Source organism: Streptomyces kanamyceticus, assembly GCF_008704495.1.
GTDB classification, from domain to species: domain Bacteria; phylum Actinomycetota; class Actinomycetes; order Streptomycetales; family Streptomycetaceae; genus Streptomyces; species Streptomyces kanamyceticus.
Window position 1 is genome coordinate 8,051,802 of the sequence record NZ_CP023699.1, and the last position, 22,356, is coordinate 8,074,157.

A 22,356-nucleotide genomic window follows, 5' to 3' on the forward strand; every position below is an offset into this window, starting at 1 on the left:
GATTCCAGAACACATGGCACGCGGCACCCTCAGGATCTACCTCGGCTCCGCACCCGGCGTCGGCAAGACGTACGCGATGCTCTCCGAGGCACACCGTCGCGTCGAGCGCGGCACCGACTGCGTGGTCGCGTTCGTGGAGCACCACGAAAGGCCGCGCACCGAGGTGATGCTGCACGGCCTCGAAGTCATCCCGCGCCGCCAGTTGGAGTACCGCGGCACGGCCTTCACCGAGATGGACCTCGACGCGGTCCTCGCCCGCCGCCCCGCCGTCGCCCTCGTCGACGAACTCCCGCACACCAACATCCCCGGATCGCGCAACGCCAAGCGCTGGCAGGACATCGAGGAACTCCTCCAGGCGGGCATCGACGTCGTCTCCACGGCCAACATCCAGCACCTGGAGTCCCTCGGAGACGTCGTCGAATCCATCACCGGCGTACGCCAGAAGGAGACGGTGCCCGACGAGGTGGTGCGCCGCGCCGACCAGATCGAGCTGGTCGACATGTCGCCCCAGGCGCTGCGCCGCCGCATGGCGCACGGCAACATCTACCAGCCCGACAAGGTCGACGCCGCGCTCTCCAAGTACTTCAGGCCCGGCAACCTCACCGCCCTGCGCGAACTCGCGCTCCTGTGGACCGCCGACCGCGTCGACGAGTACCTCACCGAGTACCGCGCCGAACACCGCGTCAAGAAGATCTGGGGCTCGCGCGAACGCATCGTCGTCGGCCTCACCGGCGGCGCCGAGGGCAGCACCCTGCTGCGCCGCGCGGCCCGCCTCGCCGAGAAGGGCGCGGGCGGCGAGGTGCTCGCCGTCTACATCTCCCGCAGCGACGGCCTCAGCTCGGGCTCGCCCAAGGAACTCGCCGTCCAGCGCACCCTGGTGGAAGACCTCGGCGGCACCTTCCACCACGTCGTCGGCGACGACATACCGGCCGCGCTCCTCGACTTCGCGCGCGGCGTCAACGCCACCCAGATCGTCCTCGGCGTCTCGCGCCGCAAGACCTGGCAGTACGTCTTCGGGCCCGGCGTCGGCGCCACCGTGGCCCGCGAATCGGGCCCCGACCTCGACGCCCACCTCGTCACGCACGACGCGGTCGGCACCGGACGCGGACTCCCGGTGGCCAGGAGCTTCAGACTCGGCCGTGCCCGGCGCCTGGGCGGCTGGCTGATCGGCGTGGCGGGCCCGGTGCTGCTCACCTACCTGCTCAGCACCTGGGCGCCCGGCGTGGGCCTCGCCAACGACATGCTGCTCTATCTGTCGCTGACCGTCGCGGCCGCGATACTGGGCGGCGCCTGGCCCGCGCTCGTCTCGGCGGGCGTCGGCTCACTGCTCCTGAACTGGTACTTCACGCCACCCATCGGCAAGTTGACCATCAACGACCCGAAGAACATCGTCGCTCTGGTCATCTTCGTCGGGGTCGCGGTGGCCGTCGCGTCGGTCGTGGACCTCGCCGCCCGGCGCACCCATCAGGCGGCCAGGCTGCGCGCCGAATCGGAGATCCTCTCCTTCCTCGCGGGCAGCGTGCTGCGCGGCGAGACCAGTCTGGAGGCCCTCCTGGAACGGGTCCGCGAGACCTTCGCCATGGAGTCCGTCGCCCTCCTGGAACGCGCGAGCGACGTCGAACCCTGGACCTGCGCGGGCCGGGTCGGCACGGCCCTGCCACTCGACCGCCCCGAGGACGCCGACGTGGACATGCCCGTCGGCGACCACATGGCCCTCGCGCTCTCGGGCCGGGTGCTGCCCGCGGAGGACCGCCGCGTCCTCGCCGCGTTCGCCGCGCAGGCCGCCGTCGTCCTGGACCGCCAGCGGCTCCAAGGGGAGGCGAAGGAGGCCCGCGCGCTCGCCGAGGGCAACCGCATCCGCACCGCGCTGCTCGCCGCCGTCAGCCATGATCTGCGTACGCCGCTCGCGGGCATCAAGGCCGCCGTCTCCTCACTGCGCTCCGACGACGTCGAATGGTCCGAGGAGGACGAGGCGGAACTCCTGGAGGGCATCGAGGACGGCGCCGACCGCCTGGAACACCTGGTCGGCAACCTCCTCGACATGTCCCGCCTGCAGACCGGCACGGTGTCCCCGCTGATCCGCGAGATCGACCTCGACGAGGTCGTGCCGATGGCGCTGGGCGGCGTACCGGAGGACAGCGTCGACCTGGACATCCCGGAGAACCTCCCGATGGTCACGGTCGACAAGGGCCTCCTGGAGCGCGCGGTCGCCAACATCGTCGAGAACGCCGTGAAGTACAGCCCCGAGGGCGCCCGCGTCCTGGTCTCGGCGAGCGCCATCGGCGACCACGTCGAACTCCGCGTGGTGGACCGAGGACCCGGCGTCCCCGACACCGCCAAGGACCGCATCTTCGAACCGTTCCAGCGCTACGGAGACGCGCCGCGCGGCGCGGGAGTGGGCCTGGGCCTCGCGGTCGCCCGCGGCTTCACGGAGTCGATGAACGGCACGCTCACCGCCGAGGACACCCCCGGCGGCGGCCTCACGATGGCCCTCACGCTGTGGGCGGCCCGGTCGGAGTAACGCAAAAGACCCCACGTGATGTGGGGTCTTCAGCTGGTGTCCGAGGGGGGACTTGAACCCCCACGCCCGATAAAGGGCACTAGCACCTCAAGCTAGCGCGTCTGCCATTCCGCCACCCGGACAAGGTGTCTGTCTTCGCGGGGTTTTCCCCGCGGCGACAGAGAGAACATTACCAGGCTTCCGGGGGCACTCGATCACCCGTCCTCCGCTGTGAACGGCGCATGACGACACCCGCCCGGCCTTGGGTGATGAGGTCGGGAGAGAGAGGATGAGGGGGACCACCAGCTGCGAATGCGGGAGGAGCCAGCGTGAGCGGGTCCAGCACGGGCAAGGCCGTCACCGGCGAGGACGAGGTCGTCGACCTCTGTCGTGAACTGATCCAGATCGATACGAGCAACTACGGCGACCACTCGGGCCCGGGGGAGCGCAAGGCCGCCGAGTACGTGGCCGAGAAGCTCGCCGAGGTCGGGCTCGAACCGAAGATCTTCGAGTCCCGCCCAGGCAGGGCCTCCACCGTCGCCAGGATCGAGGGCGAGGACCCGTCGCGGCCCGCGCTGCTCATCCACGGCCACACGGACGTCGTGCCCGCCAACGCCGCGGACTGGACGCACCACCCCTTCTCCGGGGAGATCGCGGACGGCTGTGTGTGGGGCCGGGGCGCCGTCGACATGAAGGACATGGACGCGATGACCCTCGCGGTCATCCGTGAGCGCATGCGCACGGGCCGCAAGCCCCCGCGCGACATCGTCCTCGCGTTCCTCGCGGACGAGGAGGCGGGCGGTACGTACGGGGCGCGGCACCTCGTCGACAACCACCCCGACCTCTTCGAAGGATGCACGGAGGCGATCAGCGAGGTCGGCGGCTTCTCCTTCACCGTCAACGAGAACCTGCGGCTCTACCTCGTCGAGACGGCGCAGAAGGGCATGCACTGGATGAAGCTGACCGTGGACGGCACCGCAGGCCACGGTTCGATGATCCACAAGGACAACGCGATCACCGAGCTGTCCGAGGCCGTCGGGCGCCTGGGACGGCACAAGTTCCCGGTGCGCGTCACCAAGACGCTGCGGCACTTCCTCGACGAGCTCGGCGACGCCCTCGGCACCGAGCTCGACCCGGAGAACATGGACGAGACGCTCGCCAAGCTCGGCGGCATCGCCAAGCTCATCGGCGCCTCATTGCAGAACACCGCCAACCCGACGCAGCTCGGCGCCGGTTACAAGGTGAACGTGATCCCCGGGCAGGCCACCGCGCACGTCGACGGCCGCTACCTGCCGGGCTACGAGGAGGAGTTCCTCGCCGACCTGGACCGGATCCTCGGCCCGAACGTGCGGCGCGAGGACGTGCACGCGGACAAGGCGCTGGAGACCACGTTCGACGGCGCCCTGGTCGACGCCATGCAGATCGCCCTGCGCGCCGAGGACCCGATCGCGCGCGCCGTGCCGTACATGCTCTCGGCCGGTACGGACGCCAAGTCCTTCGACGACCTGGGGATCCGGGGCTTCGGCTTCGCGCCGCTGAAGCTGCCGCCGGAGCTGGACTTCGCGGGCATGTTCCACGGCGTCGACGAGCGGGTGCCGGTGGACGGCCTGAAGTTCGGGGTGCGGGTGCTCGACCGTTTCATCGACGCCTCCTGACCGGAGACACTTCTTGACGGGAACCGTCCGATTTGCGCGCTGAAACGACTTTCCAACAATCGCCAGCGCGTACGTACTTGACTGAAAAGAGTGAAAGGAGTCATGGGCTCGTAGCCCCACAACTTCCCCCTCGTTACAGGTGATGCAGTCCGCGGCTGGGACTGCATTTGCCAACAAGGAGGAATAATGATCAAGAAGGTCGTCGCTGCTGCGGCTGCCACTGGTGGTCTCGTGCTCGCTGGCGCGGGCATCGCCGCTGCCGACGCCGGTGCCCAGGGTGCCGCCGTGAAGTCCCCCGGTGTCGTCTCGGGCAACGTCATCCAGGTGCCCGTGCACGTGCCGGTGAACGCCTGTGGCAACACGGTCTCCGTGATCGGGCTGCTGAACCCCGCCTTCGGCAACACCTGCATCAACAAGTGACGTTGTTGTGCCTCACCCCTTGAGGGTCTGAGTCCGTCGGCCCCGGAGTGCGTGCCATGCGCTCCGGGGCCGACGGGCATTTCGCGCCCGGGCAAGGAGGCCCGGGCGTTTTCCGGAAGGCAAAAGGCAGGGAACAGCTATGCGACAGGTCACGCGCAAAGGTCTGATGACCGTGGCGGCCGCGACCGGCGTACTCGCCGTGACCGGCGGCTACGCGCACGCGGACTCCGGTGCCGAGGGCAGCAGCTCGCAATCGCCCGGTGTGCTGTCGGGCAATTCCGTCCAGCTCCCGGTTGACGCTCCTGTCAACGCGTGCGGCAACACGGTGAACGTCGTCGGAGTCCTCAACCCCGCGATGGGCAACGACTGCGCCAACGGCTCCCACCACGGGGGCGGCAGCGGCTCGCACAAGCCGGGCGGCGGGTCCACGGCGAACGGCCACACCAGCGATTCACCCGGCGTCGGCTCCGGCAACACCGTGCAGGTGCCGGTCAACGCGCCGGTGAACGTCTGCGGCAACAGCGTCACCGTCGGCGGCCTCGGCAACGCGGCCACCGGCAACGACTGCGCCAACGAAGGGGGCGAGGCGGTGACCCCGCCCGGCTCCAAGCCGCCGGGGAGTCCGGAGCACCCCGGTAAGCCGGAGCAGCCAGGCACGCCCGAGCACCCCGGTAAGCCGGAACACCCGGGTTCGCCGGAGCACCCCGGCAAGCCGGAGCAGCCGGGCAAGCCCCACCAGCCCGGCAAGGCGCACTCTCCGGTGAGCCCGTCCGACCGTGCCATGCCGAACCACCCGGGCACGCAGAGCATCACCCCGCCTGAGGGGACCTCGCAGCTCGCGGAGACCGGCACCTCGATGCCGGTCGGCCTCGCGCTGCCGGTGGGCGCGGGCGCACTGCTCGCGGGCACCGTGCTGTACCGCAGGGCTCGGGCGAACGCCTGAGTGACCCCGCGTGCGAGCACGCCGAAACGGAGCGGGCCCCGCTGTTGCGGGGCCCGCTCCGTTTCTCCCGTTTCTCACCAGGTGGCCCTCAGCTGGCGGATGATCCGCCGCTTCAGCCGCACCCGACGGCTCCCGTCGGAGTGCAGGCTCAGGCGATCCAACTCCCAGTGCCCGTACTCCGCGTGGTCCGTCAGCAAGCGGGTGGCTTCCTTGCGGGTCACCCCGCGCGGTACGTACACGTCGACAAATTCGTATTCCGGCATCGCATCTATTGTGCGGGCATGGGCCCGGTACGGATAGCGTCTGCACTATGTCTGATGCTGCGCAGCCCACCGCTGCCGAGGTACGTGCCGCCGCCGAGGCGGTCAAGACCGCGCTCGACCGACACCTGGCCGCGGTCGAACGCAGGTCGGGCGAGGACGATCCGGCCGTCTACGAGGCGTTCAACGAGCTCGCCGCCGCTGCCGAGGAGTACGACGAACTCCTCTACGACCGCTACGACGAGGTCACACCCTTCGAGATCCCCGGCACGGAGGACGCCCTGCCGCCGTACCAGGGCCCGGCGGAGGCGAACGCCCTGAGCGTGCTGATCCGCCGCGACTACGCCGTGGTGGAGCCGCAGCGGCTGCTCGCCCAGGCCCAGCGGGTCGCCGACCTCGACGAGGAGGGCGAGGGCGAGGGCGCGGGTCCCGCCGACACCGTGCACGGCGCGCTCGGGGTCCTCTTCGGCGAGTTCGAACCGGACGAAATCGCCTCCCGGCACAAGGAGTTCGGTCTGGAGGAGGGCGACTCCACGCTCTGGGTCACGGCCGCGGACGCGCCCGCCGATCCGGGGGAGTGGCTCGACGCCCCCTTCGACCAGGCCGACCCGCACCGGGTGGTGTGCCGCTTCGACGTCAGCGCGGTCTTCGACGACGAGCTGGACGACGACGCCCTGGACGGGGTCGACGTGGACGTGGACATCGACCCCGACCTGGTGGTGCCCCTCGACGAGATCGAGGACGCGGCGGGCGAAGCGGACGCGGCGGACCGGGGCGTCGGGCACTGAGGGCGAGAGCCCGCTGACACCGGCACCGATACGGACACCGGCACCGACAAGCGCGCCGCTCCTCGAAGGGGCGGCGCGCTTGTCCGTGTCCGGGGCCGGGAGCGGCCGTCCGCTCAGACGGCCACCGACGGCACCTGCGGGCGCAGCAGCGTCCGCAGACGCGTCGTACGGTCCTTCCAGAGGCGCTCCGCCACCGCGCGCGGCAGCGCCTGCTCCACGCCCTGCACCACCGAGAGGTGGCGCTCACCGCGGCTGAACGCGGTGTAGACCCACGGCCGGGTCAGCGCCTGCCCGGCGTCGCCCGGCAGCACCACGACCGCCGCGGGCCAGCGCAGCCCCGTCGCCTGGTGCGCGGTGAGCGCCCACGCGTGCCGCACCTCCTGCTCGACCCGCTCCTTGCCTACGACGACGGGGGCGCCGTCGCACTCCAGGTGCAGTCCTTCGGCGTCGGCCCGCACCACACGGCCGAGCGTCGTACGCCCCGCCGCTGGGACGTGGGCGACCCGGTCGCCGGGGTCGAAGCCGCCGAACCGGCCGGGTCCTGGGTTCAGCCGCTCCTTCAGGGCGGCGTTGAGCACGCGTGTGCCCGCGGCGCCGCCGTGCCCGGGGGTGATCACCTGGGTCTGCTCGGCGGGCACCCCGATCGCCCGCGGCACCGAGTCCGCGACGAGCTGCACGGTGCGGTGGATCGCCTCGGCGGCGTCGCGCACCGGGACGATCACGACCTCCTTGCCGGGCGCCTCGACCTGGTTCAGCTCGCCGATGCCGATGCCGGAGACCAGCTCGCCGATGGGGCCCGGGTCCGGGGTGCGCGAGACGACCTGGGGGCAGCAGCGCGCCGCGAGGAGATCCGCGAAGACCCGACCGGGACCCGCCGACCACAGCACGCCCGGGTCGCCGCTGAGCACCAGGCGGGCGCCGTCCGGCAGGGACTCCGCGAGCATCGCCGCCGTCTCCACGTCCAGCTGCGGTGCGTCCAGGACCACGAGGAGGTCGAGCGCGAACGCGCCGTCCGCGTCCCGACCGGGGCCCTCGGCCCCGGCGAGCAGGCCCGCCACGGTCACCGCGGCCGCCTCGGGCACGCCCGGTGCCCGCGCCGCGCGGTGGCGTCCGTCGGCGCTGTGGGTGGCCACGCAGACCCGCAGGCCCATCGCCGCGGCGGCCGCCACCAGGGCGGCGGGCTCCGTCCGCGCCGTCTCGCCGCCGGTGTGCAGCACCAGGCCGTGCCCCGCCACGGCGCGGACCAGCTCGGCCGCGGAACCGGAGAGCTCGGCGGCCGCGGCTTCCCAGTCGTCCGCCGACGGGCCCGAAGCGTCGTCCTTGGTGAGGGAGTTGATCACTCGGGCGAGCCCGTCGGCCAGGCTCTCCTCCGCCAGCGCGTACCGCTCGAGTCCGATCAGGACGCGGACGGGGCGCTCCGGCTCCTCCTCCGCGCCGTCCTGCGCGTCCTCGTCGTCCGAGCGCTGGACCGGTACGTCGGCGCCCTCGACGGCGTCCTGGAAGACCAGGGCCTCGCCCTCGGCGAGGGCGCTCTGCACCGCCGCGTCCGGATCCGGCACCGCGCGCTGGCCGAGCGCGGCGGTCAGCGCCGAGGAGTCGAGTGCCGTGTGCCCGGCGGCGGCGGCCTGCTCCAGGAGCCAGACGGTGATCGCACGGCCCCTGCGCTCGTCGTCGGGCCCGCACTCGGCACCGAGCAGCGCCCGCGCGAACCCGTCGGCCTGCTCGGTCCTGACGCCGGGAACGCGCAGCAACTGCCAGGGGTCCTCGCGCAGTTGGCCCTCGGCGCCCTCGCCGAGCGCGGCCGCCGTCGGCGCCGCGAGCGCGGCGGGGGCCCCTCCCTCGGTGAGCACGGTCCGCACCGCTTCGACGGACTCCTCCGCGGGAGCCGACGGCGCCGACGACAGCTGGGCGCGCACGGGCTCGGCGGCGGGGGAGGGCGCGGGCCTGCGCGGAGCGGGCTCCGGCTCACGGAAGGCACTGGCGACGGGCTGCTCGCCGCTCTCCACGGCGCGCACGGCGGCAAGGAGGTCGGCGGCGGTCCCGCTCAGCTTCGTCCCGGCGTCGATCGGGCCTTCCTTGGACGCCTTGCGCTGCTCGATCCGCTCCCGGAGCTCGCGCTGCGCGGCGATCTCCGCCTCGGTCTCCGACAGCTCGGCGGGCGCGGCGGGCTCGGTGGCTTCGGCGCTCTCGCCTTCACCGTCCGCGCCATCTGCGCTGTCCGTGCCGTCCCCGTCCCCGTCCCCGTCGCCGTCCTCGGCGTCGTCCGTGGCCTCCGCGTCGTCCGTGGTGTCCGTCGCGTCCGGGGCGGCGTCCGGCGTGCCCGGCCCGGCTTCCTCCGCGGCAGCGGTCTCCGCTTCCTCCGCGGCAGCGGCTTCGGGCTCCGTACTCACAGCGTGCTCCAGTCTTGATCGGGATAGCGGTGCACGGGCGCCGACACATCGTCGAGCGCCTGGCAGATCTCGTCAGGAAGACTAAGGGTCTCCACTGACAAAGCGGCCGTGAGCTGCTGCGCGTTGCGCGCGCCGACGATCGGCGCGGTCACTCCGGGGCGGTCCCGGACCCAGGCGAGGGCGACCTGGAGCGGGGTCGCCGCCAGGCCGTCTGCGGCGGTGGCGACCGCGTCCACGATCCGGCTCGCCGCGTCGTCCAGATACGGCGCGACGAAGGGCGCCAACTGGTCGGACCCGCCGCGCGAGTCGGCCGGGGTCGAGTGGCGGTACTTGCCGGTGAGCACGCCGCGGCCCAGTGGCGACGAGGGCAGCAGGCCCACGCCGAGGTCGACGGCCGCGGGCAGCACCTCACGCTCGATGCCGCGCTGCAGCAGGGAGTACTCCATCTGCGTACTGGCGAGACGGGTGCGTATGCCCGGCGCGGCGAGCTGCCAGGTCGCGGCCTTGGCGAGCTGCCAGCCGCAGAAGTTGGCGACTCCCGCATAGCGGGCCCGGCCGCTGCTGACCGCGATGTCGAGCGCTTGCAGGGTCTCGTCCAGGGGCGCGTCCGGGTCGAACGCGTGGACCTGCCACAGGTCGACGTGGTCCGTGCCCAGGCGGGCGAGCGAGGCGTCGAGCGCGGCGAGCAGATGGCCGCGCGAGCCGTCGACGCGCCGCTCGGGGTCCGGCACGCTGCCCGCCTTGGTGGCGATGACCAGGTCGTGCCGGGGCACGAGCCGCTCCATCAGGCGCCCGAGCAGGTACTCGGCCTCCCCGTCGCCGTACACGTCGGCCGTGTCGACGAGGGTGCCGCCCGCCTCCCAGAACGCCTTCATGAGGTCGGCGGCGTCGTTCTCGTCGGTGTGCCCCCAGGTGAGGGTGCCGAGTCCGATGCGGGACACGCGCAGGCCGGTCCGGCCGAGATGCCTCTGCTCCATGGGCGCTGAGATTACTGGCCGGATCCCTGCGGCGGGCGGGCCTGTGGACAAACCATCGACTGTGGAGAACTTGGTCACCCGCGCGCTACAGTCCCGGGCACAGGGACGTTACTCATGAGTACAGCGGTAAGGGGATCGGCCATGCAGCTCGGTATCAACCTCGGCTACTGGGGCGCCGGGATGGACGCGGACAATCTCGCCGTCGCCAGGGAGGCCGACAAGCTCGGCTACGCGGTCTGCTGGGCCGCCGAGGCGTACGGCTCGGACGCCGCGACGGTGCTGTCCTGGGTCGCGGCCCAGACCGAACGCATCGACATCGGATCCGCGATCTTCCAGATCCCGGCCCGCCAGCCCGCGATGACCGCGATGACGGCGGCCACCCTCGACTCGCTCTCCGGCGGCCGCTTCCGACTCGGGCTCGGCGTCTCGGGCCCGCAGGTCTCCGAGGGCTGGTACGGCGTGAAGTTCGACAAGCCGCTGGCCCGCACCCGCGAGTACGTCGAGATCGTCCGCAAGGCGATGACCCGCGAGCGCCTTTCCCACGAGGGCGAGCACTGGACGCTGCCGCTGCCCGGCGGCCCCGGCAAGCCCCTCAAGCTCACCGTCCACCCCGAGCGCGAGCACATCCCGCTGTACATCGCGGCGATCGGCCCCAAGAACCTGGAGCAGACGGGCGAGATCGCCGACGGCGCCCTGCTGATCTTCCCGGCCGCCGAGCACCTGGAGGAGACGGCCGTCAAGCACCTGCGGGCCGGGCGCGAGAAGGCGGGCAGGACGATGGAGGGCTTCGACATCGTCCCGACACTGCCGCTGGCCGTCGGCGAGGACTCCCAGGTGGACGCCCTCGCGGACATGTTCCGGCCCTACACCGCGCTGTACGTCGGCGGCATGGGCAGCCGCAAGCAGAACTTCTACAACCAGCTCGCGGGGCGCATGGGGTACGAGAAGGAGGCCGCCGAGATCCAGGACAAGTACCTGGCGGGCGACAAGGACGGCGCGGCCGCCGCGGTGCCGAAGCAGCTGATCGACTCGACGACCCTGCTGGGCTCCGTGGACCGCATCGCGGACCGGATGCGGGCGTACGCGGCGGCCGGGGTGACCACGCTGACGCTGGCGCCCGCGGGCTTCACGCTGGAGGAGCGGCTCACCGCGCTGCGGGCCGGTACCCAGGCGCTGGAACGCGCCGGACTGGCGTAGGGCGGGAGGGAGAATTTTCTGCGGCCGTGGTGGGGGCTCGGGGGGTCTTCCCCGCCACGGCCGTCACGGAGCACAACGCGCCACGGGGCCCCCGGTTACGGCCTGCGGCACGCCGTCGTCGTCCGTCGTCGTCCGCCGTCGTCCTTCGTTCGGCGGAGCCGACCGGCACACCTGTTGCTCAGCGTCGAACCTCGCATTTGACTATCCCTTTGCGGAGGTTCGTGCGCGGGGCATGGAGGTGCCAGTGATGCTGTCGGCCAAGAGTGTCTTCGGGGAAATCCTCGACAACGACGAGTCGTTCCGGCTCTTCTGTTCCATCGCCGCCAGCGGCGAGGCCCAGGGCGGCTGGGAGAACGGCCGGATCGCCGCACTCGTGCCCGAGGGCGAGCGGGCCCTCGCCCCCAAGATCGCCCGGCACGGCGCCGACGAGGACAAGCACGGCCGGATCTTCGACGCACTGCTGCGCAAGCGCGGGCTCGCCCCCGTCGAGGTCCCGCACGAGACCGACTACACGATGCTCCTGGAGAAGCACGGCATCGGCCTCGCGCACGAACAGCTGAAGGCCGACAGACCGCTCGCCGTGCGGGACGTCGTCACCTACCTCGCGCACAGCAGGGTCACCGAGCAGCGCGCCTCCGAGCAGATGCGGCTGCTGCTCAAGTACTTCGCCGACCACCCGGACATCGGCCGCGCGGTGCGGATGATCTCGAACGACGAGGACAACCATCTGGCGTACTGCCACGAGGAGTTGCTGCGCTTCGCCCGCGCCGGGCACGGCCGCGCCATCCAGCGCGCCCTGCGCGAGTGCGCGCTCGCCGAGATCCGCGTCTACCGCGACGTGAGCCTCGCCGTGATGGACCACATGGGGCGCCTCCTCGGCTGGCCCCCGGTCAAGCGACAGGCGCTCGCCACGGGGATCCACGGCGTGTACGCGTACGAACGGCTCGTCGGCTGGCGGCGGATGGTGTCCCTGACGATGCCGGAGCGCCGTGACGCCCTGGGCGGCGCCGCGACATCGGCGCCCGGGTTCGCCTAGTACGGCGCCTCAACGGACGAGCTACGCGCCAACGGACGCGCTACGCGCGCGACGTCCGCGACAGCGCGTCAACGGTCACGCCCACGATGGCCAGGAGCTGCGCGGGGCTCGCCCCCGCCCTGCTCATGACGGCGAGCGACTGGTTCACGGCCGCCGCGTGCACGGCGAAGGCCTCGGCGCCCTGGTCGGTCAGTCCGCCTGCCTTCAGTGCGGCGCGCAGGCGTTGGAGCTGGCGGCCGAGCGCCTGCTTGGCGTGCGCCGCGACGCTCGGGCTCAGCACGGGAACGGCCATGGCCGACTGGGCGATCAGGCATCCGTCGGGTACTCCGGGATCGGCGATGCGCTCAAGGGTGACGTCGAAGAACGCACGGACGGCGGCAACGGGTTCCGAGGCCGCACCCGACAGGGCGTCGTCGTACTTCTCCCCGTAGCGCGCGGCGTAGAGATCCAGGCAGCGCAGGAAGAGCGTCTCCTTGTCGCCGAGGGAGGAGTAGATGGAACTGCGGTTCAGGCCGGTTGCCCGGGACAGATCGTCCAATGAGGTGTCGGCGTAGCCGTCGCGCCAGAACTGGATCATCGCGGCGTCGAGCGCCGTCTCCATGTCGAACTGCTTCTTGCCTGCCACGCGGCCTTCCTTGCCGATGTGCCGATGTGCCGATGTGCCGATGGTGCGGACCGTGTTGCGCGCCATCCTATCTTGAACTGGTCAGTTCAAGATGCGTTAGCCTTCGGTCGCACCGTCCCCACCGCACGTCTGACACCGATGGAGGATCCCCGTGACCGACCCGGCAACCAGCACCGCGCAGGTCTCCGAAGGCAACCCCGTCCGCGACCTGCCCCTGCGGCAGCTGGCCGGATTCACGCACCGCTGGGTCGACGCGGACGGGGTCCGCCTTCATGCCGTCGAAGGCGGCAGGGCGAGCGGCCCGGTCGTCGTCCTGCTCGCCGGATTCCCGCAGACCTGGTGGGCCTGGCGCAAGGTGATGCCCGGCCTTGCCGACCGGTTCCGCGTCATCGCGATCGACCTGCCGGGTCAGGGCCACTCCGAGCGTCCGGAGCGCGGCTACGACACGCACGCGGTCGCCGCGCACGTCCACACCGCGGTGCAAGCTCTCGGAGTCTCGACGTACTCCCTGGTCGCCCACGACATCGGCGCCTGGGTCGCTTTCTCCCTCGCCCTCACCTTCGAGAGCGACCTGCGCGGGGTCGCCCTGCTCGACGCCGGAATTCCCGGCATCACCCTCCCGGAGGCGATTCCCACCGACCCGGACCGGGCGTGGAAGACCTGGCACTTCGCGTTCCACCTCGTGCCCGACCTGCCCGAGACGCTGCTCGCGGGCCGTGAACGCGACTACGTCGGCTGGTTCCTGAAGGCGAAGGCCCTGTCTCCCGGCACGTTCGACGACGCCGAGCTCGACCACTACGCGGCGTCCGTCGCCGCCGACGGCGGCCTGCGCGCTTCCCTCGCGTACTACCGGGACGCCGCGGAGTCGGCGCGCAAGAACCGCGAGGCGCTCGGGCGGCGGCGCCTGACGGTGCCGGTCCTCGGCATCTCCAGCAGCCACGGCTCCGTTCCCGACATGGCCGCCTCCCTCAGCCCGTGGGCCGACAACACCACCGGAATCGTCGTGCCCGACGCCGGACACTTCATCCCGGACGAGCAGCCCGAAGCCGTCACCGCCGCGCTGGTGGACTTCGTCACAGCCAGCCGCGGCGCTTGAACATGCGGTACAGGCCGAACTCCAGGACGACCATCAGCCCGATCACGGCCGGGTAGGTCCACACCCAGTGCAGCTCGGGCATGTGGTCGAAGTTCATGCCGTAGATGCCCGCGATCATCGTGGGGACCGCGGCCATGGCGGCCCACGCCGAGATCTTCCGCATGTCGTCGTTCTGCCGGACGCTCATCTGGGCCAGATGAGCGGACAGGATGTCCGACACGAGCCGGTCAAGGCCCTCCACGGACTCGTTGACGCGCGTCAGGTGGTCGTTGACGTCCCGGAAGAAGGGCTGTGCCGATTCGTCCACGAAGGGGACGGCGGGACCGAAAGGGCCCGCTCCGGAGAGACGGGCCAGGGGGAGCGCGAGCGGGCCCGTGGCCCTGCGGAACTCCAGGATCTGCCGCTTGAACGTATAGATCCGCGAAGCGGTGTTGCGGGAGCCGCCGACGTCCGGCGAGAAGACCTCCGCCTCCAGGAGCTCCAGATCCGCCTGGAGCTCGTCGGCGACCTCCAGATAGTGGTCCACGGAGGCGTCCGCGATCGAGTACAGGACCGCCGTGGGGCCGTGCTTGAGGACGTCGGGGTCGGCCTCCAGGCGGTGGCGCACGACGCCGAGCGGCGCGCCCTCGCCGTGCCGGACGGTCACCACGAAGGAGTCACCCATGAACACCATGACCTCTCCGGAGGAGACGGTGTCGCTGTCCTGCTCGTACACGACCGGCTTGAGGACCATGAACAACGAGTCGTCGTAGACCTCCAGCTTCGGCCGCTGATGGGCCTTGAGGGCGTCCTCGACGGCCAGCGGATGCAGCCCGAACTCCTGGCTGACCTTCTCGAACTCGGCCTCCGTCGGCTCGTGCAGGCCGATCCAGACGAAGGCGTGGCCCGCTGCCCTCGCCTCGGCGAGGGCAGCGGAGAAGTCTTCGGGGCCCTCGGTCCGGCGCCCCTCGCGGTAGATGGCGCAGTCGACGATCACACCGGCATTGTTCCCAACCCGCCCACCTGTCGCACCCCCACGGGCGCTTAGGCTGAACCGCATGCCCACGCTGATCCTCGTCCGGCACGGACGTTCCACCGCCAATACCGCGGGTCTGCTCGCCGGGTGGACCCCCGGCGTGGCCCTCGACGAGCGGGGCGCCGCGCAGGCCGCCGCGCTGCCCGGGCGCCTCGCCGCCCTGCCGATCACCGAGGTCGTCACCAGCCCCCTGCAGCGCTGCGCCGAGACCGTGGCACCGCTGCTCGCGGCCAGGCCCGGCCTCCAGGCGCACAGCGAGGACCGCATCGGGGAGTGCGACTACGGCGAATGGTCGGGCCGCAAGCTCGCCGAGCTCACCGACGAGCCGCTGATGGAGGTCGTCCAGCGGCACCCGTCGGCCGCCGCCTTCCCCGGCGGCGAGTCCATGCGGGCCATGCAGACGCGGGCGGCCGAGGCGGTCCGCGAGTGGAACGCGCGCGTGGAGCGCGAGCACGGCGAGGACGCCGTCTATCTGATGTGCTCGCACGGCGACATCATCAAGTCCCTTGTCGCGGACGCCATCGGGCTCCACCTGGACCTCTTCCAGCGGATCTCCGTGGAGCCCTGCTCGGTCACCGTCATCCGGTACACGCGGCTACGCCCCTTCCTCGTACGCCTGGGGGACACCGGGGACTTCGCGTCGCTGGCGCCCCGTGAGGTGCCGCCGGGCGACGACGCGACGGTCGGTGGCGGTGCGGGCGCACCGTGATCGTCGCCCGCAGTAGGGTGAAGCGGTTGAAGCAGGCCCCGTAGTCGTCGTGTCACCGGTCGTGGCACGAGTACTTGCAGTCGATCCCAATGGAGACAGGACGTGTCCCGTCAGGTGTTCCTCTACGACCCGCCGGAGCGTTTCGTCGCCGGAACGGTCGGGCTGCCCGGACGGCGTACCTTCTTCCTCCAGGCCTCGGCGGGCATCAGGGTGACCAGCGTCGCCCTGGAGAAGACCCAGGTGGCCGCGCTCGCCGAGCGCATGGAAGAGCTCCTCGACGAGGTCGTACGCCGCAGTGGGGGCAATGCCGCGGTGCCGGCCGTCGCACCCGCCGAGATCACCGACAGCGCGCCGCTCGACTCCCCCGTGGAGGAGGAGTTCCGGGTCGGCACGATGGCGCTCGCCTGGGACGGCGAGGAAGAGCGGATGATCGTCGAGGCGCAGGCGCTCGTCGAGCTGGAAGCCGAGTCCGAGGACGACCTGGCGGAGGCCGAGGAGAGGCTCCTCCAGGACGAGGAGAACGGCCCGCCGATGCTCCGCGTCCGGCTCACGGGGGCCCAGGCGAGAGCGTTCGCCAAGCGCGCCCTCGACGTCGTGAACGCGGGCCGCCCGCCGTGCCCGCTGTGCAGCCTCCCGCTCGACCCGGAAGGACACGTATGCCCGCGCCAGAACGGATACCGGCGGGGAGCGTGAGCGCCGACCCCGTCACGCTCCTGACCCGCGGGGAGCTGACCGTGCGCGGACGGATCCGCGAGGCATCGAACGCGGTGCTCTACTGCACGGTGTCCTACGAGGGCGAGGAAGCCGCCTGCGTCTACAAGCCCGTCGCGGGCGAGCGGCCGCTGTGGGACTTCCCCGACGGCACCCTCGCGGGGCGCGAGGTCGCCGCGTACGAGGTGTCGCGGGCGATCACCCAGGACGGCTGGGACCTGGTGCCGCCGACCGTGTGGCGCGACGGGCCCTACGGAGAGGGCATGTGCCAGCTGTGGATCGAGGCGTCCGACGAGACGGAGCTGCTCGCCCTGGTCGACGGCGACGAGCCGGGCGAGGGCTGGAAGGCGATCGGCTTCGCGCAGGTCGACGAGGAGCGGACCGCGCTCCTCGTGCACGCCGACGACGTGCGCCTTCGGCGCCTCTCGGTGCTCGACGCGGTGATCAACAACGGCGACCGCAAGGGCGGCCACCTGCTCACCGCGGAGGGACGGCTGCACGGCATCGACCACGGCGTCACGTTCAACGCCGAGGACAAGCTGCGCACGCTCCTGTGGGGGTGGGCGGGGGAGCCCCTGCCCGAGGAGGCCCTGGGGGCCCTGCGGACCCTGCGTGACGCCCTCAAGGAGGGCGCGGACCTCGCCGAGCGCCTGGCCGGTCTGATCACCCCCGCCGAGCTGGACGCCACCCGCGCGCGGGTCGCCGCACTGCTGACCTCAGGACGACATCCGGAGCCGGGCGGAGACTGGCCCCCGATCCCCTGGCCACCGGTGTAGGCGGGGCGAATCGGCCACCCGGAATCCCGCGCGGCCGATTCTCCTTGATCCCCCACTCGTATACGGATGCCTCGTCCGGTTAGGCTCATGGCATGCATGCCTGGCCCGCTTCTGAGGTCCCCGCCCTTCCTGGCAAGGGCCGCGACCTCCGGATCCACGACACCGCGACCGGTGAACTCGTCACCCTCGACCCCGGTCCCGTCGCCCGTATCTACGTCTGCGGCATCACTCCGTACGACGCGACCCACATGGGTCACGCGGCGACCTACAACGCGTTCGACCTCGTGCAGCGCGTGTGGCTCGACACCAAGCGGCAGGTTCACTACGTCCAGAACGTGACCGACGTGGACGACCCGCTCCTGGAACGCGCCAACCGCGACGGCAAGGACTGGGTCGAGCTCGCCGAGGGCGAGACCGCGCTGTTCCGCGAGGACATGACCGCGCTGCGACTCCTGCCGCCGAAGCACTACATCGGAGCCGTCGAGTCGATACCCGGCATCGTGCCGCTCGTCGAACGGCTCAGGGACATGGGCGCCGCCTACGAGCTCGACGGCGACGTCTACTTCTCGGTCGAGTCCGACCCGCACTTCGGGGCGGTGTCCGGGCTCGACGCGGCCGCCATGAAGCTGCTCTCCGCCGAGCGCGGCGGCGACCCGGAGCGTCCGGGCAAGAAGGACCCGCTCGACCCGATGCTCTGGATGGCGGCCCGCGAGGGCGAGCCGAGCTGGGACGGGGCCTCGCTCGGCCGCGGCAGGCCCGGCTGGCACATCGAGTGCGTCGCCATCGCCCTCGACCACCTGGGGATGGGCTTCGACGTGCAGGGCGGCGGCTCCGACCTCGCCTTCCCGCACCACGAGATGGGCGCGTCGCACGCCCAGGCGCTCACCGGCGAGTTCCCGTTCGCCAAGGCGTACGTCCACGCGGGCATGGTCGCCCTGGACGGCGCGAAGATGTCCAAGTCCAAGGGCAACCTCGTCTTCGTCTCCAAGCTGCGCCGCGACGGCGTCGACCCGGCGGCGATCCGCCTCGCCCTGCTCGCGCACCACTACCGCGCGGACTGGGAGTGGACCGACTCCGTCCTGGAGGAGGCCGTCGAGCGGCTCGGCCGCTGGCGTGCGGCGGTGTCCCGTCCCGACGGGCCTTCCGCCGACGCGCTCGTCGAGGAGATCCGCGAGGCGCTCGCGGACGACCTGGACGCGCCTGCCGCTCTCGCGGCGGTCGACGCCTGGGCCGCGCGCCAGGACGCCGACGGCGGTTCGGACGAGGGCGCGCCCGGTGTCGTGTCCCGCGCCGTCGACGCGTTGCTTGGCGTGGCCTTGTAGCGGTTCGGTCGGCTTCGGCTGAGGTCGATCGCCCTGCGGGCTCGTCCTCAAACGCCGGACGGGCTGGAATCTTCCGCCCGTCCGGCTTTTCGTGTGCAGGACCGCCCGGTGCTCCGGAAATCCACGAGCAAGGCAGCAAAGTCCATGGCCCCGGGGCCAGTCCTCGCGCTAGACCTCCGCCATGAGATCTCCCACGCGCTTCAGATCGGCGGCCGCGGCCGCTCTGCTGGGCCTCCTCGCGGTGTTCGCGGGTCCCGGCGGCGGTTTCGCGCAAGCCGCCGACGAGCCCTCGACCACCGTCGGTGACGTCACCGGGTTCGCCCACGACGGATCCGTGTACCGGCTGACCGCGGGCCGCGCCGAGGCCCGCGTCAGCTTCGTCGCCGAAGAGACCTTCCGGCTCGAACTCGCCCCCGACGGGACGTTCACTGACCCGGCGGGCAAGGACATCGTCCTGCCGCAGGGCAAGGCGCCGCGCACCACGTGGGCGGACAAGGGCGACCGCTACGAGCTGAGCACATCGAAGGTGACGCTGCGCGCCTACAAGTCGCCGCTGCGCTTCGCCCTGTACCGCGCCGACGGCAGCCGCGTCTGGGCCGAGTCCAAGGGCCTGTCCTGGACGAAGGACGCCACCACGCAGAGCCTGGCGCGCGGCGCCGACGAGCAGTTCTACGGCGCCGGGATGCAGAACGGCCGCGGCAACACCTCGCACCGGGACAAGAAGGTCGAGGTCGGCGTCGACTACAACTGGGACGACGGCGGGCACCCCAACTCGGTGCCGTTCTACCTGTCTTCGGCGGGGTACGGGGTCTTCCGGAACACCTACGCACCCAACACCTATGACTTCGCCGAGCCCGTGACCGCCACCGCGAAGGAACAGCGCTTCGACGCCTACTACTTCGCGGGGCGCGGCGACGACGCGGCCAAGGACGTCATCGGGCAGTACACGAAGCTCACCGGGAAGCCCTTCCTGCCGCCGATATACGGCATGGAGATCGGCGACGCCGACTGCTACCTGCACAACGCCAACCGCGGCGAGCGGCACACCCTGGACTCCCTGAAGGTCGCCGACGGCTACGTAGAGAACGACATGCCCAACGGCTGGATGCTGGTCAACGACGGCTACGGCTGCGGCTACGAGAACCTCGCCGAGACCTCCAAGGGCCTGGCCGAGCGCAAGATGAAGATGGGCCTGTGGACCGAGGACGGCATCGACAAGATCGCCGACCAGGTCAAGGCGGGCCAGCGCGTCGCCAAGCTCGACGTCGCCTGGGTCGGCGACGGCTACAAGAAGGCGCTCGACGGCTGCAAGGACGCCTATCAGGGCATCGAGGACAACAGCGATGCCCGTGGCTTCACCTGGGCCCCCGAGAGCTGGTCGGGCGCGCAGCGCTGCGGCGTGCAGTGGTCGGGCGACCAGAGCGGCAGCTGGGAGTACATCCGCTGGCAGATCCCGACGTACGCCGGGTCCACCATGTCCGGGCTCGCCTATACGACGGGTGACGTCGACGGCATCTTCGGCGGCAGCCCCAAGACGTACGTACGCGATCTGCAGTGGAAGATGTTCCTGCCGGTCACGATGACGATGGACGGCTGGGCCGCCAGCGACAAGCAGCCCTTCCGCCAGGGCGAGCCCTACACCTCCATCAACCGCAAGTACCTGAAACTGCACGAGTCGCTGCTGCCCTACCTGTACTCGTACGCCCACCAGGCGACGAAGACCGGTGTGGGCGCGGTGCGGCCGCTGGCCTTGGAGTACCCCCATGACCCCAAGGCCGCGACCGACGCCGCCAAGTACGAGTTCCTGACCGGCGAGGACTTCCTCGTCGCGCCCGTCTACAAGGACTCCACCACCCGCGACGGCATCTATCTCCCCAAGGGGACGTGGACCGACTACTGGAGCGGGCGTACCTACCAGGGGCCGACCACGATCGACGGCTACAGCGCGCCCCTGGACACCCTGCCGCTCTTCGTCAAGGGCGGTGCCAGCGTGCCCATGTGGCCGGGCGGCATCCGTTCCTACGAGGACAGGAAGGCCGACTCGCCGCTCGCCTGGGACATCTACCCGCAGGGGAAGTCCTCCTTCGAGCTGTACGAGGACGACGGCGTGACCCGTCAGCACCGCGAGGGGAAGTACGCCACGCAGCGGGCGGAAGTGCGGGCGCCGCGCTCCGGCGCGGGTGACGTGAACGTACGGATCGGCGCGAGCGAGGGGCGGTTCGCCGGGAAGCAGAGCGCGCGGCCCTACGCGTTCACGCTGCACACCGGGGACGCGCCGAGCCGCGTGGAACTCGACGGGCGCAAGCTGCCGAAGCTCGCGTCGAAGGACGCGTACGAGAAGGCCGGGCAGGGCTGGTTCTACGACAGGGACGACCGCGGCGGCGTCGTCAAGGTGAAGACCACCGCCCAACGCACCGACCGCGGCTTCGCGTTGACGCTCGACGACACCAGCGCCGTCGGCGGCGCCGTGCCCGGGGCGCAGGCCGCGGTGAGTGCCGCCGCCGGGCAGGAGCTCGGCGCGGGCACCGCGGGGAAGGTCGCCGTCGAGGTCACGGCGGGCACCAAGGACGCCACCGGCGTCGACGTCACCCTCGACGCCCCCAAGGGCTGGACCGTCGGCACCGCCGAGATCGACCGCGTCCCCGCGGGCGCCACGCGCCGGGTGGAGGTGGCCGTCACGCCCGCCGAGGACGCGGACACCGGCGAGCGGTCGCTCACCGCGGCCGCCCGCTACCGCTCGGCGGGCCAGGAGCGCACCGCCACCGGGCGGTTCGCGGTCGGCGTGCTGCCCGAGGCGCCCGCCAAGGACACTTGGGCGAGCGACATGGTCTGGCTCACGTCCACAAACGGCTACGGTCCCGCCGAACGCGACCGTAGCAACGGCGAGTCGGGCGCCGCCGACGGGCACCCGCTAACCCTGGCGGGCAAGACCTACGAGAAGGGCATCGGCACGCACGCCGACTCCGTCATCGAGGTCTATCCGGGCGGCCGCTGCTCGAAGTTCACCGCGGACGCGGGCATCGACGACGAGATCAACGGCTACGGAGAGGTGGCCTTCTCGGTCGAGGCCGACGGCAAGGTGCTGTGGACCTCACCGAAGGTGACGGGCGCGTCGGCGACCGTGCCGGTCGACGTGGACGTCAGCGGCGCCCGGCACGTGGTGCTGAAGGTGAAGGACACCAACGGCTCCAAGAGCGGGGACCACGCGGACTGGGCGGCCGCGAGGTTCAACTGCGCCTAGCGCACGCGTGAGCGGCGCCGGGCGGGAAGGATCTCCGCCCGGCGCCGCCGTCTCTCAGCCCGCTACTTGGTGACCACGATGGCCAGCAGGTACGACGGGTTGTTGGTGTCGTAGTAGCCGATCACCTGCTGACCGTAGGCGAAGGCCTCTTGGACCTCGTCGTGGGTCTGCGGGTTGGGGTTGATGAACGCGCGCCAGTTGCCGTCGACGTACAGGTAGAGGATCGACGCCTGGCCGGGCAGGGGCTGGACGACGTCCCAGAACGCCGTCGCCACGTTCGACGCGAGCGCCTGGGTGGAGACGTCGGGCGCCTGCGCCTGCGGGATCTGCTCCTGGCCGAACTGCTGGAGCAGTTGTTGGAAGGGCTGCTGCTGACCGAGCTGCTGAAGCTGCTGACGCAGCTGCGGCGGGACCTGCTGGCCCTGGATGCCCTGCTGGCTGTGCATGCCCTGCGGGCTCTGGAAGCCCTGCTGGCCGAGCGTCCCCTGCTGGCCGAACGGCTGCTGACCGTACTGCTGCTGGCCGAACGGCTGCTGCTGGGACTGCTCCTGCTGCGGCGGGGCCGTGCTCGGTCCCTGCTGCCCGTACTGCTGCTGGCCGTACTGCTGGCCCTGCTGCCCGTACTGCTGGCCTTGGTGCCGGCTCGACTGACTCATCTGCGGGGTGGTGCTCATGCGTGTGCCACCTTCCCTCAA

19 protein-coding genes and 1 tRNA gene are annotated in these 22,356 nt (G+C 71.4%); 13 read left to right on the plus strand and 7 right to left on the minus strand.

Annotated features, from left to right (window positions below):
* The first annotated feature begins 13 nt into the window (after positions 1 to 13).
* On the plus strand, positions 14 to 2,521 hold the full coding sequence (locus CP970_RS35010) for a sensor histidine kinase (RefSeq protein WP_055544538.1): 2,508 nt from the start codon (positions 14 to 16) through the stop codon (positions 2,519 to 2,521).
* A gap of 34 nt (positions 2,522 to 2,555) precedes the next feature.
* On the opposite strand, the gene CP970_RS35015 is transcribed toward CP970_RS35010, so the two are convergent.
* Positions 2,556 to 2,643: transfer RNA gene (locus CP970_RS35015), tRNA-Leu, on the minus strand.
* 186 nt (positions 2,644 to 2,829) lie between these two features.
* Between CP970_RS35015 and CP970_RS35020 the strand changes: the two genes are divergently transcribed.
* The 3 genes from CP970_RS35020 (at position 2,830) to CP970_RS35030 (ending at position 5,518) form a co-directional block, all read left to right on the plus strand.
* On the plus strand, positions 2,830 to 4,155 hold the full coding sequence (locus CP970_RS35020; RefSeq protein ID WP_055544537.1) for a M20/M25/M40 family metallo-hydrolase: 1,326 nt from the start codon (positions 2,830 to 2,832) through the stop codon (positions 4,153 to 4,155).
* A 186-nt stretch (positions 4,156 to 4,341) separates the two neighbouring features.
* Complete coding sequence (gene chpH, locus CP970_RS35025; protein WP_055544536.1) at positions 4,342 to 4,575, plus strand: chaplin ChpH; 234 nt, start codon at positions 4,342 to 4,344, stop codon at positions 4,573 to 4,575.
* Between the two features lie 139 nt (positions 4,576 to 4,714).
* Positions 4,715 to 5,518: a chaplin gene (locus CP970_RS35030; protein WP_055544535.1), complete on the plus strand. Its 804-nt coding sequence runs from the start codon at positions 4,715 to 4,717 to the stop codon at positions 5,516 to 5,518.
* A gap of 74 nt (positions 5,519 to 5,592) precedes the next feature.
* Here the strand turns inward: CP970_RS35030 and CP970_RS35035 are convergent, their stop codons facing one another.
* A complete protein-coding gene (locus CP970_RS35035; protein ID WP_055544534.1) occupies positions 5,593 to 5,781 on the minus strand; it encodes a DUF5703 family protein in 189 nt (62 codons plus the stop codon).
* Positions 5,782 to 5,828: 47 nt separating this feature from the next.
* On the opposite strand from CP970_RS35035, the gene CP970_RS35040 reads away from it, so the two are divergent.
* On the plus strand, positions 5,829 to 6,566 hold the full coding sequence (locus CP970_RS35040) for a hypothetical protein (RefSeq protein ID WP_055544533.1): 738 nt from the start codon (positions 5,829 to 5,831) through the stop codon (positions 6,564 to 6,566).
* Positions 6,567 to 6,679: 113 nt separating this feature from the next.
* Here the strand turns inward: CP970_RS35040 and CP970_RS35045 are convergent, their stop codons facing one another.
* Positions 6,680 to 8,956 (minus strand): helix-hairpin-helix domain-containing protein, encoded by a 2,277-nt coding sequence (locus tag CP970_RS35045; protein ID WP_055544532.1) that lies wholly within the window; start codon positions 8,954 to 8,956, stop codon positions 6,680 to 6,682.
* Complete coding sequence (locus CP970_RS35050; protein WP_055544531.1) at positions 8,953 to 9,933, minus strand: aldo/keto reductase; 981 nt, start codon at positions 9,931 to 9,933, stop codon at positions 8,953 to 8,955. The genes CP970_RS35045 and CP970_RS35050 overlap by 4 nt, the downstream gene beginning before the upstream one ends.
* A 141-nt stretch (positions 9,934 to 10,074) precedes the next feature.
* Here CP970_RS35050 and CP970_RS35055 point away from each other — a divergent pair, with 141 nt between their 5' ends.
* Positions 10,075 to 11,130: an LLM class F420-dependent oxidoreductase gene (locus CP970_RS35055; protein WP_055544530.1), complete on the plus strand. Its 1,056-nt coding sequence runs from the start codon at positions 10,075 to 10,077 to the stop codon at positions 11,128 to 11,130.
* Positions 11,131 to 11,377: 247 nt separating this feature from the next.
* On the plus strand, positions 11,378 to 12,166 hold the full coding sequence (locus CP970_RS35060) for a hypothetical protein (protein WP_055544529.1): 789 nt from the start codon (positions 11,378 to 11,380) through the stop codon (positions 12,164 to 12,166).
* 40 nt (positions 12,167 to 12,206) lie between these two features.
* Here CP970_RS35060 and CP970_RS35065 read toward each other — a convergent pair whose 3' ends face one another.
* Positions 12,207 to 12,791, minus strand: a complete 585-nt coding sequence (locus tag CP970_RS35065; protein ID WP_055544548.1) for a TetR/AcrR family transcriptional regulator — start codon at positions 12,789 to 12,791, stop codon at positions 12,207 to 12,209.
* A gap of 151 nt (positions 12,792 to 12,942) precedes the next feature.
* Here CP970_RS35065 and CP970_RS35070 point away from each other — a divergent pair, with 151 nt between their 5' ends.
* A complete protein-coding gene (locus CP970_RS35070; protein ID WP_055544528.1) occupies positions 12,943 to 13,887 on the plus strand; it encodes an alpha/beta fold hydrolase in 945 nt (314 codons plus the stop codon).
* Here the strand turns inward: CP970_RS35070 and corA are convergent.
* Positions 13,865 to 14,863: a magnesium/cobalt transporter CorA gene (gene corA, locus CP970_RS35075; protein ID WP_055544527.1), complete on the minus strand. Its 999-nt coding sequence runs from the start codon at positions 14,861 to 14,863 to the stop codon at positions 13,865 to 13,867. The genes CP970_RS35070 and corA overlap by 23 nt on opposite strands.
* A gap of 61 nt (positions 14,864 to 14,924) precedes the next feature.
* Between corA and CP970_RS35080 the strand changes: the two genes are divergently transcribed.
* The 5 genes from CP970_RS35080 (at position 14,925) to CP970_RS35100 (ending at position 21,661) form a co-directional block, all read left to right on the plus strand.
* Positions 14,925 to 15,611: a histidine phosphatase family protein gene (locus CP970_RS35080; RefSeq protein ID WP_055544526.1), complete on the plus strand. Its 687-nt coding sequence runs from the start codon at positions 14,925 to 14,927 to the stop codon at positions 15,609 to 15,611.
* 102 nt (positions 15,612 to 15,713) lie between these two features.
* Entirely contained in the window at positions 15,714 to 16,304 is a 591-nt protein-coding gene (locus CP970_RS35085; protein WP_055544525.1) for a DUF3090 domain-containing protein, read from the plus strand.
* Positions 16,268 to 17,098, plus strand: coding sequence for an SCO1664 family protein (locus CP970_RS35090; protein ID WP_055544524.1), 831 nt, complete (start codon positions 16,268 to 16,270; stop codon positions 17,096 to 17,098). The genes CP970_RS35085 and CP970_RS35090 overlap by 37 nt, the downstream gene beginning before the upstream one ends.
* Before the next feature lie 92 nt (positions 17,099 to 17,190).
* Entirely contained in the window at positions 17,191 to 18,420 is a 1,230-nt protein-coding gene (gene mshC, locus CP970_RS35095) for a cysteine--1-D-myo-inosityl 2-amino-2-deoxy-alpha-D-glucopyranoside ligase (RefSeq protein WP_055544523.1), read from the plus strand.
* Between the two features lie 181 nt (positions 18,421 to 18,601).
* Positions 18,602 to 21,661 carry an NPCBM/NEW2 domain-containing protein gene (locus CP970_RS35100; protein ID WP_055544522.1) on the plus strand — a complete coding sequence of 1,020 codons (3,060 nt, stop codon included), beginning with the start codon at positions 18,602 to 18,604 and terminating at the stop codon, positions 21,659 to 21,661.
* A 62-nt stretch (positions 21,662 to 21,723) separates the two neighbouring features.
* Here CP970_RS35100 and CP970_RS45595 read toward each other — a convergent pair whose 3' ends face one another.
* Positions 21,724 to 22,335 (minus strand): hypothetical protein, encoded by a 612-nt coding sequence (locus tag CP970_RS45595; RefSeq protein WP_079043229.1) that lies wholly within the window; start codon positions 22,333 to 22,335, stop codon positions 21,724 to 21,726.
* Positions 22,336 to 22,356: the final 21 nt, after the last annotated feature.

Excerpts from the sequence above, each read along its gene's own strand:
- CP970_RS35010 (WP_055544538.1), top strand. The coding sequence starts at position 14 with ATGGCACGCGGCACCCTCAGGATCTACCTCGGCTCCGCACCCGGCGTC.
- chpH (WP_055544536.1), top strand. The coding sequence starts at position 4,342 with ATGATCAAGAAGGTCGTCGCTGCTGCGGCTGCCACTGGTGGTCTCGTG.
- CP970_RS35030 (WP_055544535.1), top strand. The coding sequence starts at position 4,715 with ATGCGACAGGTCACGCGCAAAGGTCTGATGACCGTGGCGGCCGCGACC.
- CP970_RS35035 (WP_055544534.1), bottom strand. The coding sequence starts at position 5,781 with ATGCCGGAATACGAATTTGTCGACGTGTACGTACCGCGCGGGGTGACC.
- CP970_RS35040 (WP_055544533.1), top strand. The coding sequence starts at position 5,829 with ATGTCTGATGCTGCGCAGCCCACCGCTGCCGAGGTACGTGCCGCCGCC.
- CP970_RS35050 (WP_055544531.1), bottom strand. The coding sequence starts at position 9,933 with ATGGAGCAGAGGCATCTCGGCCGGACCGGCCTGCGCGTGTCCCGCATC.
- CP970_RS35055 (WP_055544530.1), top strand. The coding sequence starts at position 10,075 with ATGCAGCTCGGTATCAACCTCGGCTACTGGGGCGCCGGGATGGACGCG.
- CP970_RS35060 (WP_055544529.1), top strand. The coding sequence starts at position 11,378 with ATGCTGTCGGCCAAGAGTGTCTTCGGGGAAATCCTCGACAACGACGAG.
- CP970_RS35080 (WP_055544526.1), top strand. The coding sequence starts at position 14,925 with ATGCCCACGCTGATCCTCGTCCGGCACGGACGTTCCACCGCCAATACC.
- CP970_RS35090 (WP_055544524.1), top strand. The coding sequence starts at position 16,268 with ATGCCCGCGCCAGAACGGATACCGGCGGGGAGCGTGAGCGCCGACCCC.
- mshC (WP_055544523.1), top strand. The coding sequence starts at position 17,191 with ATGCATGCCTGGCCCGCTTCTGAGGTCCCCGCCCTTCCTGGCAAGGGC.
- CP970_RS35100 (WP_055544522.1), top strand. The coding sequence starts at position 18,602 with ATGAGATCTCCCACGCGCTTCAGATCGGCGGCCGCGGCCGCTCTGCTG.
- CP970_RS45595 (WP_079043229.1), bottom strand. The coding sequence starts at position 22,335 with ATGAGCACCACCCCGCAGATGAGTCAGTCGAGCCGGCACCAAGGCCAG.